At 62.9% G+C, this 14657-nt stretch carries 12 protein-coding genes and 2 pseudogenes; 8 read left to right on the top strand and 6 right to left on the bottom strand.

Annotated features, from left to right (window positions below; genetic code table 11):
* Positions 1-47 precede the first annotated feature (47 nt).
* From QCE63_RS17875 to QCE63_RS17860, 4 genes and pseudogenes are all read right to left on the bottom strand, one after another.
* Complete coding sequence (locus QCE63_RS17875) at positions 48-1352, bottom strand: EAL domain-containing protein (RefSeq protein WP_309834813.1); 1305 nt, start codon at positions 1350-1352, stop codon at positions 48-50.
* Between the two features lie 294 nt (positions 1353-1646).
* Entirely contained in the window at positions 1647-3047 is a 1401-nt protein-coding gene (locus QCE63_RS17870; protein WP_309834812.1) for a methyl-accepting chemotaxis protein, read from the bottom strand.
* Positions 3048-3549: 502 nt separating this feature from the next.
* Positions 3550-3744, bottom strand: coding sequence for a hypothetical protein (locus tag QCE63_RS17865; RefSeq protein WP_309834810.1), 195 nt, complete (start codon positions 3742-3744; stop codon positions 3550-3552).
* 87 nt (positions 3745-3831) lie between these two features.
* Positions 3832-4062: pseudogene (locus QCE63_RS17860) on the bottom strand (PKHD-type hydroxylase); the annotation flags it as partial.
* Here QCE63_RS17860 and QCE63_RS17855 point away from each other — a divergent pair.
* From QCE63_RS17855 to QCE63_RS17845, 3 genes and pseudogenes are all read left to right on the top strand, one after another.
* A pseudogene (locus tag QCE63_RS17855) lies at positions 4056-4277 on the top strand (LysR family transcriptional regulator); the annotation flags it as partial. The pseudogenes QCE63_RS17860 and QCE63_RS17855 overlap by 7 nt on opposite strands.
* Before the next feature lie 154 nt (positions 4278-4431).
* Positions 4432-4737 carry a helix-turn-helix domain-containing protein gene (locus QCE63_RS17850; protein WP_309834809.1) on the top strand — a complete coding sequence of 102 codons (306 nt, stop codon included), beginning with the start codon at positions 4432-4434 and terminating at the stop codon, positions 4735-4737.
* Positions 4734-6032: a HipA domain-containing protein gene (locus QCE63_RS17845; protein ID WP_309834808.1), complete on the top strand. Its 1299-nt coding sequence runs from the start codon at positions 4734-4736 to the stop codon at positions 6030-6032. Before QCE63_RS17850 ends, QCE63_RS17845 begins: the two co-directional genes overlap by 4 nt.
* A 597-nt stretch (positions 6033-6629) precedes the next feature.
* Here QCE63_RS17845 and QCE63_RS17840 read toward each other — a convergent pair.
* Together QCE63_RS17840 and QCE63_RS17835 are read right to left on the bottom strand one after the other, a co-directional pair.
* Positions 6630-7970 carry an MFS transporter gene (locus QCE63_RS17840; RefSeq protein ID WP_309834807.1) on the bottom strand — a complete coding sequence of 447 codons (1341 nt, stop codon included), beginning with the start codon at positions 7968-7970 and terminating at the stop codon, positions 6630-6632.
* A 133-nt stretch (positions 7971-8103) separates the two neighbouring features.
* On the bottom strand, positions 8104-9162 hold the full coding sequence (locus QCE63_RS17835) for a porin (protein ID WP_309834805.1): 1059 nt from the start codon (positions 9160-9162) through the stop codon (positions 8104-8106).
* Positions 9163-9402: 240 nt separating this feature from the next.
* Between QCE63_RS17835 and QCE63_RS17830 the strand changes: the two genes are divergently transcribed.
* From QCE63_RS17830 to QCE63_RS17810, 5 genes are all read left to right on the top strand, one after another.
* The gene (locus QCE63_RS17830) at positions 9403-10086 is read left to right on the top strand and encodes a GntR family transcriptional regulator (protein ID WP_309834803.1); all 684 of its coding nucleotides are present in this window, start codon (positions 9403-9405) and stop codon (positions 10084-10086) included.
* A 195-nt stretch (positions 10087-10281) separates the two neighbouring features.
* A complete protein-coding gene (locus QCE63_RS17825; protein WP_309834802.1) occupies positions 10282-11250 on the top strand; it encodes a tripartite tricarboxylate transporter substrate binding protein in 969 nt (322 codons plus the stop codon).
* A gap of 48 nt (positions 11251-11298) precedes the next feature.
* On the top strand, positions 11299-12582 hold the full coding sequence (locus tag QCE63_RS17820) for an amidase (RefSeq protein WP_309834800.1): 1284 nt from the start codon (positions 11299-11301) through the stop codon (positions 12580-12582).
* 49 nt (positions 12583-12631) lie between these two features.
* Positions 12632-13135: a tripartite tricarboxylate transporter TctB family protein gene (locus QCE63_RS17815; RefSeq protein WP_309834799.1), complete on the top strand. Its 504-nt coding sequence runs from the start codon at positions 12632-12634 to the stop codon at positions 13133-13135.
* Positions 13135-14655 (top strand): tripartite tricarboxylate transporter permease, encoded by a 1521-nt coding sequence (locus tag QCE63_RS17810; RefSeq protein WP_309834797.1) that lies wholly within the window; start codon positions 13135-13137, stop codon positions 14653-14655. Before QCE63_RS17815 ends, QCE63_RS17810 begins: the two co-directional genes overlap by 1 nt.
* Positions 14656-14657: the final 2 nt, after the last annotated feature.

Raw genomic sequence — 14657 nt, 5'->3', positions numbered from 1 at the left:
GGCCCTTGGCCGAGGTTTCGTTTCATGGTTTCAAGACGGGTGTCGAATCAGGCGCTGGTGCGATAGAACATGGATTTCAGGGTGTGCCAGTCCGGCCGCCTGTCTGGCAGATAGCCGATCTCGGCGAGCCGTTCGGCAGGCGTGCTCTCCGCAGATTCGACGCTCTGCGCAATGCACAGCAGCGCGCCCAGGCGGCCCTCGCCGTGCAGGATCGCGGCGCGCATGGACGCGCTGATCGGCAGTCGGCCGACGAAGTCGGTGGCCGGGACGCCATGCGGGACGTGCACGAGCGACAGCAGGGCGGTCAGATAGGCGTGCTGGAGGAACTGGCCGTCGGCGGGATCGGCGTCGAACGCGAGCCGCTCGGCGAAGCGCGCCCGGGACAGTACCATCTGGATCAGCGGGTCGTGGGCCATGGCGGCGGGCGTCGCGCCGCCGTACAGCAGCAGGCAGCACCAGCGCGTCAGTTGACGCAGGCCGACCAGCGACATCGCATGCTTGATCGAGGTGATGTTCTCGCGCTGAACCCGGGGCTGCTGCGCGGCATTGGCCAGCCTCAGAAGCTGGACGGTCAGGGCAGGGGACGCACGAAGTTCCTTCTCGATCTCGTCGATGCGGCAGTCTCGCATCGCGAGTTGCAGCAGCCTGATCAGCACGGCCGTCGGCATGGCGAGCTGGCGTCCGCGCACCGGTTCGGGATGCATGAAATAGTATCCCTGGAAGTGGTCGCAGCCCGCTGCTCGCGCTTCATCCAGGCTCAACCGCGTTTCCACCTTCTCGGCGATCACGATCTTGCCGGCGCGCTGGAATTCGTCCACGAGCCTGCGCCGTTCGTCGGAACCGAGCGCGCGCCAGTCGAGCTTGACGATATCGACGTGGCGCAGCACGCCCGACCAGTCCTGCTTTCGCAGATGCAGGTCGCTGAGCGCGATCCGAAAGCCCTTGGTGCGCAGGGTGTCGCATCGGCGGCCGAGCTCCCCGGACGGCGCAATGGCCGCGGACAATTCGAGCACCGTCCGCTCCGCTGGCAGCACTTCGGTGAGATCGCTCTCCAGGAACGCTTCGGTGCAGTTGAAGTAACCGTCGACGCCGTCCAGCACCTCTTCGAGCCCGACCGTGCCGAGCGCTCGCTGAATGACCGACGCCGTCCAGAGAAAACCCTTCTCGGCCACCGGGAAGCCGACGATCGGCGCGGGACGGAACAGAAGTTCGTGACCGACCCGGACGCCGTGCTGATTCATGATCGGCTGACGGGCCAGCAGGACGTCGGGTTCGGATACCTGCACGTCCGGCGAGACGTCGAGGTCCCCTTCCTTGGTGCAATCTTTTATGGTCAGGTCAAGCTTCGCCATTTGCGCGACAGAAAAAACATGGAGTAGGTGAGAGAGTTGCCTGCGCGACGGGCTGGTTTTTCCATATCTCCGTTCCGCGCTGCGCTAACGGATCGTCAGTCAGACGCTGCTCGCCGCGACCCAACGGACGGCCTCTTATTTAAAGAACGCTTAAAAGACTTCCTTGTTCACTTACGGCGGGTCCAGCCAAATATCGAGATCTACGAATCGTGGACAAAGAGCGCAAAACGTTTGCTTCCCGTTTTTTTTCTGCAAGACGGGTGACAGAGTTGGCCTGGACGGGACGGCGGAACGTCATGCAGCCGCCAGAACGAACTGGTCGACCACGCTCTTCAGACGCATCGTCTGATCCTTGAGGCTCTCCGTGGCAGCGGCGCTTTCCTCCACGAGAGCGGCGTTTTGCTGGGTGACTTCATCAAGCTGCTGCACGGCGTTGCAGACACCCGAGATGCCGTTCGTCTGCTGACCGCTGGCGTTCGAGATCGCGTCGATCACTTCGCGCAGTTGCTGCGCATGGCTGACGACAGCCTCGATGCTGCTTTTCGCTTCCACCACCAGGTTCACGCCTACGTCCACTTTGCCGGTGCTGTCGGCAATCAATTGCTCGATCTCCTGCGCCGCATTGGCAGAGCGCTGGGCGAGCAGGCGCACTTCAGTTGCCACCACCGCGAAGCCGCGGCCTTGTTGTCCCGCGCGAGCGGCCTCTACGGCCGCGTTCAGCGCCAGGATCTTCGTCTGGAACGCGATGCTGTCGACGACTGAACTGATCACCGCGATCCGCTCCGAGGCGAGCGAAATCTCCTTGATCGTCTCGACCACCCGTCCCACCGCGTCGCCGCCGTCCAATGCGACCGCCGAGGCCATCTGCGCCATCTGCGTGGCCTGATCGGCGCTTCGCGACGTCTCCGTGACCGAGCCAGTGATCTGGGCGATGGATGCCGCAGTCTGTTGCAGATTTGCCGCCTGCTGCTCGGTGCGTTGGCTGAGATAGCTGTTGCCGAGCGCGATTTCCTGCGAGGCGCTCGCGATCGACGTGGCGACCTCGTGCACCTCGTTCATCGCCGAGGCCATCTTCGCAACGGACTGCTTGAGCGCCTGAGCCGTCGGCGCGGTGACGGAGAGCCTGTCGACGTCGAGGCAGATCACGCCGTTGCGGTCCATGTTCCGCACGATCAGCAGCAGGTCCGACGCTTCGACGGCGGCTTGTCGCAGCCGCCACGCCATGTAGATCTCGGTGCCCGTCTGGGCCGCGACGTATCCCGCGTGCAAGACCATCATCCAGAGGCTCGGTCTGGTCGTGCAGAAAACGTTGTAGCTGAGCGCCTGCAGGCGGTCGAAGGCGAAATGGTGAACGACGAACAGGCCCGCGCACAGTATCAGCACGCGGTAATCGCGGTACACCAGGAGCAGGCCAAGCAGGACGAACACGCCGAAGTGAAACTCCACCGTGCCGTGGCCGAGCTGGATGTGCAGAGCGACCAGGCAAACGTTGCAAACGGTCAGTACGACGCGCGAGACAAAGGTGCCTCGTGCCGCGACGAACACGATGGCTGCGCAGGCCAGCGCCACTGAGGCAACCGACATCGCGAGACTCAGTGATCCATAGAAGTCGCCGATGGCGAGCGCGGCCGAGCACGATGCAAACGTCGTGATGAACATCACGAGATCACCCGTGCGGGCGATGCCGTGCAGCACGGGATCGGGCTGCCGGGAATCGAGGGCGCAGGCCATTGTTGATTTCATTTTCGGTTCTCTCTGCAGCGCAGACGATTGATCCGTCAAGAAAGGAACGCAACGAGCGCCCAAATTTGTTAAGTAGTTGCTGATGTTTAACGGCAGGCGCTAAAGGTCCTGAAGGGATGGTTTTTGAAACGAATACGCGCTGCTTTAGCGACGGGAATCTCGATTTCCGTGGCATTTTCGGGGCGACCGCAGGTCGCACGCAGCTCCAAGTTCCAGCACCGAAATAAATCGCGGTGCAACGCAGCTTGCTACTTGGCCAGGAAAGCCATTCAGAAGTTAGCGGAGCAGCCGGTGTGGGTCGGGCTCGCAGCCGGAAATGGTGACCGATGCTCCGCGAGTTCTTCAATCGGCCGACGCTGGCTCGGTAGAAAGCCCACAGGGCCTTCCGAGGAACAGCGCGCTGCATCGAAGTATTCATCAGCGGGTTCTTTTTGCAGGCGTCACGATGTCAGGCTCAGCCGAACAGGAAAAAATCACCCTCATCGAGCGACAGATCGCGGAGTGCTGGCGGTTGTCCGATCGATGTCACGAGCGCTTGCTTGCCGCGCGCGAACACGGCGTGCAACTCGAGCGAACCCAGCAAGAGTTTAAGTTTCTGCACGCACGGCGAGTCGAACTCGAGCACAGGCCTACGCAGCTCCTCGATCAATGGGCAGCCCGGCGAGCGACGAACGACCTTAGGTAAAGCGGCCGCGACGCAGACACGGCGTTTTCGCTGGCTCCGCGTTCCGCAAGATCAGATCTCCGACCACTCGCGCAAGAGATTGTGATAGTGATTGGACAGCGACAACGTTTCTTCACTCTCGCCATGCCGGCTGCGCAGCGTCTGGATGGTCTGATCCAGTTCGAACGGCATCGTGCGCTTCTGATCGTTGCGGATCATGCTCTGAATCCACAGAAAGGAGCACACGCGCGCACCTCGCGTAACCGGCGATACACCATGAAGGCTCGATGACGGATATGTCTGTCGATCCACCGAGGGTGACAGACGCCGACGCGATGTTGCCTACACGGCTCGAAGGACTGGCCATAGCAGAGTTGCCAAAGTTCATAGCGGGAGAAACGCTGGCGAACGGGCGTCTGGAAGGCATTCTGATGGACTGCCACCTGGCGAGAGGGCGGACTTTATTTTTGACGCCGTCGGCGCGATCCCGGCCGGCCAAGCTCGCGACGTTGCTGTAAGCGTTCACGCGTGATTAGTGCCCCACCGGACTGTCGTCCTCGTATTGTTTGTCATAAAAAAGATAGAATTGGAATAATATTTCATACCTACGCTTGGTCGTCAGCAGTTAATTTAACGTATAATTATTCATACTTCGTGACCAAGGCGTATGAAATGTCATTCATCGATCAAGTACGAGCGCTTCTCTCTCGCCGTGGGACGTCCGTCACCGAGCTGGGCGAACTGACGGGCATCGCACGCCCCAATTTGTCCGCGACGCTGGCGGGCAAGCACGACGCCCGGAGCACTACGCTGGATGCGCTTGCCGCAGGCCTGGATGCACAGTGGGTGCTCGTGCCGAAGGAGCACCTCGCAGTGGTTCGCCAAGTCCTGGCTGGCAAGGGCACGGGGCCCGACCGCGAGGCGCCGAGTGCCGCAGACATGTTCCTCATGAGGCGTATCGATAAGGGGCGGCCATGACCGACGTCCGTCCGCGCTATCTCGAGGTGCGGCTCTACGGCGAGATCTGCGGCTACCTATGCGAACTCGGTGGCGCCTGCCGCTTCGTGCCGTCGGAGGCGTTCAAGGCTGCCAATGGCGAGCCGACCCTCACACTGTCTATGGCAATTCCCGGGGACCCGACGATTGCGGCCGAGATCTTCGCGAACGCTTTTCACCCAGCACTCTTCAACACGCGCGGCGAGCTTCCACCGTTCTTTGCCGGATTGCTCCCTGAGAGCGAGCTGCGCAAGCGGCTCGAGGCAACCCGCCACAATCCGGACGACCGCGATGACTTCGGGGTGCTGGCCGCCGCCGGTGAGGATTTGCCCGGCGCGGTTGTCGTTCAGCCACCTGCTCACGCGCACAGCATCCCGAAATATGCACGAACCTTCGGCGCCACCGGCGGGGCCGACAATCTCGAAATGAGCGCCACAGAGGGCGCCACAGAGGGCGCGGCGTCCATCTCCGGTGTGCAGAACAAGCTGGCGCTCTCGACCGTCAACAAAGGCAAGCGGTACACGATGCCGGGCCACGGAAGGCTGTCCGATGTCATCGCGAAGCTTCCCGCGAAAAACGACGATTCGCAGGTCTTCAACGAGTACGTCGCGATGCAACTCGCCAAGGCCGCCGGTGTGAACGTCGCGGCGTGCGAGCCGATGGCTATATCGGCGATCGACATCGAGGGCCTTCAGGCTATCACCGGTACTGCCGCGTCTTTCCTCGCGGTCGATCGGTACGACCGCCGGGGCAACGAGCGGATCCATGTAGAGGATGCTTGTCAGATGCTCGGCCGTATGCCCGCCGCCAAGTACGGGAAAGAGGAGCAGTATCAGATGCTGGTTCGCCTGCTTGACGAACTGAGCCCGCGTGGGGTCCGCGATGTGCGTGAGTTCTTCATGCGGCAGGCCGTCAATACGCTCATTGGCAACAGCGATGCACACCTCAAGAATTTCTCGGTGCTCTACGCGGACAAGGTCCGGCCCGAATTGACGCCGGCCTACGATATCGTCTGCGTATCCGCACTGCCGGGTTTCTCGACGTATGGCACCAACGTCGCGATCGACAAGCTGCAGCGCGCGCAGACGCTCGACACGTACAAGGACATGGCCAAGGCCGCGGGAATCGCTCAGCGCGTGGCGACCGCGGCGGTGAAAGCAGCCGTGACGGCGGCGCAGGACGCCTGGCCCAAGTTGCTCAATGATCTTCCGACGCCTCAGGGCATGAAAGAGATCGTCCTGGAGCGCCTTGGAACGTTGCCGCTGGCGACGATCTGATGGTCTTTGAAATTCCGTGACGAGTTCGGATACTCAAACTGGCGGACGCGCTTGCCGTCATTCCGAGCAGCGACGTCGGTCGGCGACATCCCGCAAGCTCGAAGACAAGCGATAGACGGAAACGGCGACGGCCAGGCATGGATGGTCACAAAGACACTTCTCGCCAGGCAGCGCGCAGCGGAGGCTTGGGTCATGCAACGGCCGCAGTCATGATGTTGCGCGGCTGGAGGTCATGAGCCCGGACGGGCATCTCAAGTTCTTGCTGGATCGCGACAATGACGTCAGTGTCTTGTTCTAATGAAAGCCGACGTCGCGGCCGGGATCTTCGCGAACTGCAGCCAGCTCGACCAAGCCCACCCCGGCGAGAACATCAGCCGGGTGAGTCTCTATCGTCAAGAGCCGAGTTTCCTAAGATAGCTGTTGGGGTTGGACGGCGGTATGAGTTCGGGTACTTGCTGTTTTGCCGTCTCGTCAAGTCGAAAAATGAACGCTCGCTTTAACACGATACCCCTCCGACGAGATTGAGTTGAGGCACCGCGACTAAGCCCAAGATTTGCAGTTCTTGCTACTGTGTAAGCGCGCTTCCTCCTGACGGCCTCAGTCTCGCTTCAAGCTGAAAACGCTCGCCCACGCCGCCATGAACGCCGCGACGACAATGCCGAGTGTCGGACCATCGCCGCCGGCGAACCACCGCGCCACTAGGAACGCGAGACCGACCAGCGCCGAGCCCATCAACTGTCCGGACGTGCGGGTGGCGGCGCGCAGTGCGCCGACGGCGCCGCTCCGACCCGGTGGCGCGGACGAGACGATAACGTAGTTGTTCGGCGCCTGAAACATGCCGAAACCTGCACCGCAGAGCGCGAGGGCCGCAGCGAATGCCGGCATCGTTCCGGGCAGCCAGCCGGTCGCGATGAGGCCAAGTCCGACCGCCATCATTGCTTGTCCCGTCGCGCACAGCCGTGCCGTGGAAACGAAGTTCGACAGCCGTCCCGCCACCTGAGCCGATGCCGCCAGCGCGACGGGCCACGCCGTGAGCACGGCCGCCGTCTGCGCGGTGCTCAGTCCCGCCGTGCGCTGCATGAAGAACGGCAGCGACACAAAGGCCGCGCCCTGTGCGGCAAACGAAGCAAATGACGTGGCGATGGTGAAGCGATAGTTTCTTTCGGCCAGGAGATCGAACGGCAGCATTGGATGCTCATGACGAATCTGCCGCCGCACGAAGGCGTAGCCGAGCACGCCAGCCGCCAGCAGCATGGCACAACCGCTCGCCGGGCCGGTGCCGATCGCTTCGGTGCCGAGCAATAGCAGCGTAAAAAACGCAATATTGATCACGACCGACAACCAGTCTACAGAACCGGTGATCTCGCGCCAGGTGCGAAAATCGAAGCGCAGGTTCGCATCAGCGGCAGGCAGGCTGCGCGCGCCGAGTGCCAGCGCCAGCACACCCAGCGGCACGTTGATGAGAAACAGCCAGTGCCAGTTCAGATGCAGCAGGATCGCGGCGGACAGGCTGGGCGCCGCCGCAATCGAGAAGGCGACGACCGTGGAATTCGTGCCGATCGCCCGCGCCATGCGCGCATGCGGATACACGATGCGGATGAGCGATGTCGTGCTGCACATCATCGCCGCGCTTCCGATGCCTTGCAACAGCCGTCCGACGAGCAGCGAGGTGAAGGTTCCGGCCAGACCGCAGATCGCGGAGGCCGCGATGAACACCACGAATCCGCCCAGATAGAAACGACGGTATCCGATGCGGTCCGACAGAGGCGCGAATGGGAGCAGCAGCGTCAGCGTGACGAGCATGTACGACGTGATGATCCACACCGATGCCGACGATCCGATGTGCATCTGCGTTGAGATCGCCGGCAGGGCATTTTGCACGATCGCCATGTCGAGATTGGCGCATACCATGCCGATCGTGATGGAAACCGAGGCCATCGCCAGTTTCGAGCCCGAGAGACCATCGGGCGCTGTCGCCTCAAGATTGGAACTATGCATTGCGTTGAAAAGAGAGGTCGTGTGACAGGACTTGCCGGCGTCCGCCCGACATCGGCGGACGCATGCGGGACGGCTAGAAGAAGTGACGCATGCCGATCGCGACACCGGTCTGATCGGTATAGCCGTTGCCGAGCGTCGAGACCGCCCCGAAGTTCATCGCCGAGTGCCAGGTATGGCTGACTGCCGCGTACACGGCGGTCGCCTTGCTCAGCAGATAGTTGGTCTGCACCGTGACCTGCTCCGGATTGGCGGGGTCTCGGCCATTGGCGAGCCGCAGGTCCTGATAGTAGTAGGCGATCAGCGCATCGAACGAAGGTGTGAAGCGGTAACGCACGCCGCCCCAATACATCGCGTCGCGCTGAGTGACGGCCGATAGCGCGTTCTCGGTGCGTCCCCACTTGTAGCCAAGGTTGATCGTCGCCTTGCCGATCACGTACGAGCCGCCTGCATCGACGCGCCATACCTTGCCGACACTGCCGACCGGCGCGGTGGTGCTCGCCGCCGTGTTCGACTGGTCGGCCGCAACGGCGATCGACCACGGCCCCTGCGCGTAGTTGATCCCTGCGGAATACGAAGCGCCCGCACGGAAATTGCCGGCTACGCCGCCCAACGCCGCCAGTCCGACGAAGGTCAGGCCGCCCGCGTGAGCCGTGTACTTGATCGAGTTGTCGATGTAGTTGTTGATGGCCTGCGCGTAAGGCTCGAAGGTCGTCGAACGGATCTGCGGCAAGTACGGCGCAATGATGTCGAACAAGGCCGAGTACTGCCGGCCGAGCGTCAGCGCGCCATAACTGGAATCGATGCCGACATAGGAGAGCCGGCCGAATTGCCGGGTGCTGTCCGTCGCCGCGCCGTTGTTGATCGTGTAGCCCTGCTCCAGGACGAACAGCGCCGAAAGGCCGCCGCCGAGATTTTCCCGGCCGCGCATGCCGAAGCGGGAGCCGTATTCGCCGCCGCTGCCGGCGGTGATCTGCGAGGCGCCGCTGCCGTTCGCGGCACGCGCGTGATTGAGGTATTGCACGTCGGCATCGAGGATGCCGTAAAGCGTGACGCTGCCCTGCGCGTGTGCCTGTCCGGTCACGAACAGGCTGCCCAGCAAACCTGCGATGGGAATGATGACTCTTCGCTTCACAGTAATTGTTTTCCTTTGAAAGGGTTGTCGGACATCGCGGGTTGGCCTCCCCGATAAGCGCATCGGCGGCTGGCCGTGGGCTTACTGGCAGCGGATAGTCACACTTCTCAAAATAATCGTCAACGATTAATCTGAAATGGTCGACCATAGGCGATTTTCCGTCAGCGATTCAAGTGCGGCGCAGCGTGCCGGTGTACACTCGCGCGGGAATGAATTGCCTAATCTGGGGAGACACGCAACATGGAAAAGCTCGAGGCGACGCGCAGCGCGCCGACGGCCGTCAACCTGCAGCGCCAGCATTCGCTGGCGACTCAGGTGCGCCGTGAGATAGAACGGATGATCGAAGCAGGCGAACTGGTGTCCGGCGACTGGATCAACGAAGCCCTGATCGCATCGCAATTGAACGTGAGCCGGGGCACCGTCCGCGAAGGCTGTCGCAGTCTTCAGGAAACCGGGCTCGTGCACGTCATCGTCAATCGCGGCGCGTTCGTGCGCGAAGTCGATGCGAAGGAAGCTGCCGAACTGTACGACCTGCGCGCCGCGCTTTTCGCACTTGCGGGCCGCACGCTTGCGGGCAAGATCACGAAGACGCAAATCACCGCGTTGACGAAGATGGTCAGCAAGATGGACAAGCTGGCCGGAACCGGAGATACGGAGGGTTACTATCGTGAGAACCGGCTCTTTCACGACAGTCTGCTGGAGTACGCGGGCAATGCACGCCTGACCGAGCAGTATCAGAGCTATGCGCGCGAATTGCAGTTGTTTCTCCGCAAGGCGCTGATGAAACCCGGCCGCATGGCGGAGTCCAACGAAGAGCATCGGCAGATCGTCGAATTGCTTGCCAGCCGCGATGCAGCGGGCGCTGCTTCGCTCATGGAACAGGTCGTACTCAACGTCAAAGCCCGTCTTTTCGGCGATTCGTGATCGCTGCGTCAAAATCTTGCCCAGCCTCACCGGATGCGGCCGGGCGGGCCTATCGTCCCTCTCTCCAAGTCGGCTAATAATGATTAATAGTTGACGATTATTTTTTCGACTGTCACATTTCGCGTCAGAGGCTTGGGGTCAACCCGCATAGGGTCGGCCCTTGCCTGAACTGTCAAACACGCGAGGAGTGACCGGATGAAAGCAGTACAGTGGTTGAGCGTGGCCCTCATGGCCATGTCGATGAGCCTGGCGGCCCATGCGGAAGACTGGCCCGCGCGGCCGTTGCGCCTGGTCGTGCCGTTCGCGCCGGGTGGCGGTGCGGACATTTGCGCGCGCATCATCGCTCAGAAGCTCGGGGCGGCGCTCGGGCAGTCGGTCGTGGTCGAGAATCGCGCAGGGGCGGGCGGTATCGTCGGCACCGGACTCGCGGCGCGCGCAAAGAACGACGGCTATACGCTGGTGCTTGCCACCGTCGGTCCGTTTTCGGTCAGCCCGCATCTCTACAAGAAGCTGCCGTACGATCCCCAAAAGGACTTCACGCCTGTCACGCTGGTGGCCAACGCCTTGAACGTGCTGGTGGTCAATCCTTCCTTGCCGGTGCACACCGTGCCGGAACTCGTCGCCTACGCTCAAGCGAATCCCAACAAGCTCGCCTTCGGTTCATCCGGCTATGGTCAGACCGACCAGCTCTCCGGCGAGCTCTTCAAGTCGATGACGGGCATCAAGGTGACGCATGTGCCGTATGCCGGCGGCGCGCCCGCGATGGTCGATCTGATGAGCGGTCAGGTGCAGTTCATCTTCGCGACGGTCTCCACGGCGATCGGTCCGATCCAGGCGGGCAAGATTCGCCCTGTCGCGATGACGGGCGACACCCGCTTCAAGCTGCTGCCCCAGGTGCCGACCGTCAAGCAATCGGGCGTGGCGGGCTTCGTGGTCAACAACTGGTACGGCATCGCGGCGCCCGCGGGCACGCCCGCGCCGGTAATCGACCGTCTGAACGGCGAAATCCGCAAGGTGCTCGCACAGTCCGACGTGCAGGCCACGCTGCTGCAACAGGGTATCGAAGTGACGACCGATTCGCCGTCGGAGTTCGCGAGCTACATCAAGTCGGAGGACGCGAAGTGGGGCAAGGTCGTGGCCGACGCCGGCGTCCACATGGACTGAAGGCACGCTTGACACGACCCGACCGACCCCATCCTTGATCGTTTCCCCATGAAAGAACTTCACCAACAAACGGCCACCGCGTTGCTGGAGGCGCTGTCCTCCCGGCGCGTCAGCGCGCAGCAGGTGGCCGAGTCATGCCTCGCGCAAATCGATGCCTGCGAAGCACGCGTGCAGGCCTGGCACTATCTCGACCGCGACCAGGTCATGGCGCGCGCGCGCCGGCTCGACGCCGGCGAAAACCACGGGCCGCTGCACGGCATTCCGATCGGTTTCAAGGACATCATCGACACCGCCGACATGCCGACCGAATACGGCACGCCGATTCATCGGGGTCATCGGCCGCGCATCGACGCAGCCTGCGTCGCGCTCGCAAGACGCGCCGGCGCCAACGTGTTCGGCAAGACCGTGACCACGGAATTCGCCAATCGCTTTCCCGGCAAGACGACCAATCCGTTCGATGCGAGCCGCACGCCCGGCGGGTCGTCCAGCGGCTCGGCGGCCGCGGTGGGCGCGTGCATGGTGCCGCTCGCGGTGGGCACGCAAACCACCTCGTCGACGATCCGTCCCGCGTCGTTTTGCGGTGGGGTCGGCTTCAGGCCGACGCACGGCGAGATGCGCGTGCAAGGCGTCATGGAGGCATCGGCGTCGCTCGATACGCTGGGTTTGATGGCGCGCTCGGTCGACGACATCGCCTTGCTGCGCGATGTGCTGCTCGGTCTCGCGCCGCAAGCGCTCGCCGCGCGCGACCTGCGCGGCTTGCGCGTGGGTTTGCCTGGTCAGAGCATTCTCGACCAGTGCGACGCGTCCACGCAGCAATCGCTCGACGACTGCGCGCGAGCGCTCTCGAAGTCGGGCGCGCACGTGAGCGAAGTCGATCTGCCGCCCGAGTTCGAACTGCTCGACGACGCGCATCGCTGGATCTCCAGCTTCGAATTCGCGCGCAACCGGGCGTGGGAAATCGACCATCACTGGAACGCCATCAGCGAAACGCTGCGCGAAAACCGCATTCACGACGGACTCACATGCAGCATCGAGACCTATCAGCAAGCGCGCCGTCTGGTCGAACGTTGCCGTCTCCAACTCGACGCAACGTTCGCCGGCTACGACGTGTTCCAGATTCCGGCCGCAGCGGGCGAAGCGCCGGTCGGGCTGTCCTCCACGGGCAATGCGGCGTTTTGCACCACCTGGTCGGCGGTGCACGTGCCCGCCTTGAGCCTGCCCTTGTGCAAGGGACCGCACGGCTTGCCGGTGGGCGTGCAGTACGTCGCCGCACGGGGCGAGGACCGCACGCTGTTGGCGGCGGCGAAGTCGATCATGCAGGTGTTCGCATGAGCCACGACAGCACGCTTCGCGTCGAACGTCACATTGAAAGGAATTGAGCATGCGAGCGCCTTTCAATCTTCCAGAACGATGGTTGCGCAAGGACGCGATGGCCGGTGCGCTGATGTTCGCGATCGGACTCGCGGTGATGGCGCAGGCGTCGACCTATCCGCTTGGCACGCTGGCACACATGGGGCCAGGATTTTTTCCGTCGGCGCTGGGTGTCCTGCTCGCGCTGATCGGGGTGGCGATCGCGTTGAGCCGGCCGGCGGACGCTTCATCCGCTGACGCGCGCGAGACACACGCCGCGCAAGAACCCGCGCGCAAGCCTGAATGGCGCGGCTGGGCATGCATCACGGCCGGCATCGTCTCGTTCATCGTGCTCGGCCACTACGGCGGCTTGTTGCCGGCGACGTTCGGCGTGGTGTTCATCTCCGCGCTGGGCGACCGCGACAACACCGTGCGCAGCGCCGCGTGCCTCGCGCTCGCGATCAGCGTCGTGTGCGTGGTCGTGTTCTGGTGGGCGCTGAAGATTCAGCTCCCGCTCTTTCAATGGGGGCAGTAATGGTCGCGCAATCTCTGGCGGATCTTTGGCAAGGCTTCGGCGTGGCGTTGATGCCGGCCAATCTGATGTGGTCGTTCGTGGGTGTGCTGATCGGCAACCTGATCGGCGTGTTGCCGGGCATGGGCGCGCTGTCGGCCATCTCCATGCTGCTGCCGCTTACCTACACGATGAGCCCGGTGCCGGCCATTCTGATGCTGGCGGGCATCTTCTACGGTTCGCAGTATGGCGGCGCGATTGGCGCGATTCTGCTGAACCTGCCGTGCCATCCGCCGCACGCCATCACCTGTCTGGACGGCTATCCGCTCACGCGGCAAGGCAAGGGCGGCACCGCGCTCGGCATCACGATGATGGCATCGTTTTTCGCGGCTTCCTTCGGCATCGTCGTGATGATCTTCGCCTCGCCTCTGCTGGTCTCGATGGCGTTTCGCTTCGGTCCGCCGGAAATCTTCGCGATCATGCTGCTCGGACTGGTCTGCGGCGGCACCATGTCGCGCGGTTCGGCGCTCAAGGGCATCGCAATGACCATCGTCGGCTTGCTGGTGGGCGTGGTCGGCACGGACACCAACAGCGGCACGACGCGCTTCACCTTCGGCTTCATCGAACTGTCGGACAAGGTCGAACTGGTGGCGCTCGCGCTCGGGCTCTTCGGCCTGAGCGAATTTCTGCGCAGCGTGAACCGGATGGACGTCGTGAGCGCGGGCAGCCTGAACCTGCGCCTGCGCGACATGCGCCCGAGCCGCACCGATGTGAAGCAGTCGCTCATGCCGGCCCTGCGCGGTACGCTCATCGGCACCTTGTTCGGGGCGTTGCCGGGAACGGGTCCGACCATCACGACATTCATCGCTTACGCGGTCGAGCAGAAGATCGCGCGGCGTCCGGAGCGCTTCGGGCAGGGCGCGATCGAAGGCGTGGCCAGTCCGGAAGCGGCCTCGCATTCTAAAACGCAAGTGGACTTCATTCCGACCATGAGCCTGGGGATTCCCGGCGACGCGACGATGGCGCTGATACTGGGCGCCTTGCTGATCCAGGGCATCCAGCCCGGACCGCAGCTGATCACCGAGCATGCCGACATCTTCTGGGGGCTGATTGCAAGTTTCTGGATCGGCAACGTGCTGCTCGTGCTGCTGAACGTACCGCTGATCGGCGTATGGGTGAAGCTGCTTCAGGTGCCGTATCGCTTTCTTTATCCGGCGGCGCTTTTCTTCATTGCGATTGGTGTGTACAGCACGAACAACAGTCTCTTCGAAGTGGGCGAGGTCGTGGTGTTCGGTCTTGCCGGCGCGCTCTTTCTCGCGCTCGACTTTCCGGTCGCGCCGATTTTGCTGGGCTTCGTGCTCGGCCCGATGGTCGAGGAAAACTTCCGGCGTTCGCTACTGCTGTCGCAAGGCGACATGTCGATATTCGTCGGCCGGCCGATCAGCGCGTCGTTCATCGCGCTGGCGGGCATCGTCATCGCCGCGCAACTGTTCTTCGCCTGCCGTGGCGCGATGCGGCGGCGGCTGAATACGGTCCGCGCTTAAAA

Source organism: Caballeronia sp. LZ065 (assembly GCF_031450975.1).
In the GTDB taxonomy this organism is placed as follows: Bacteria; Pseudomonadota; Gammaproteobacteria; order Burkholderiales; family Burkholderiaceae; genus Caballeronia.
This window is presented reverse-complemented; position numbering and strand designations above follow the sequence as displayed.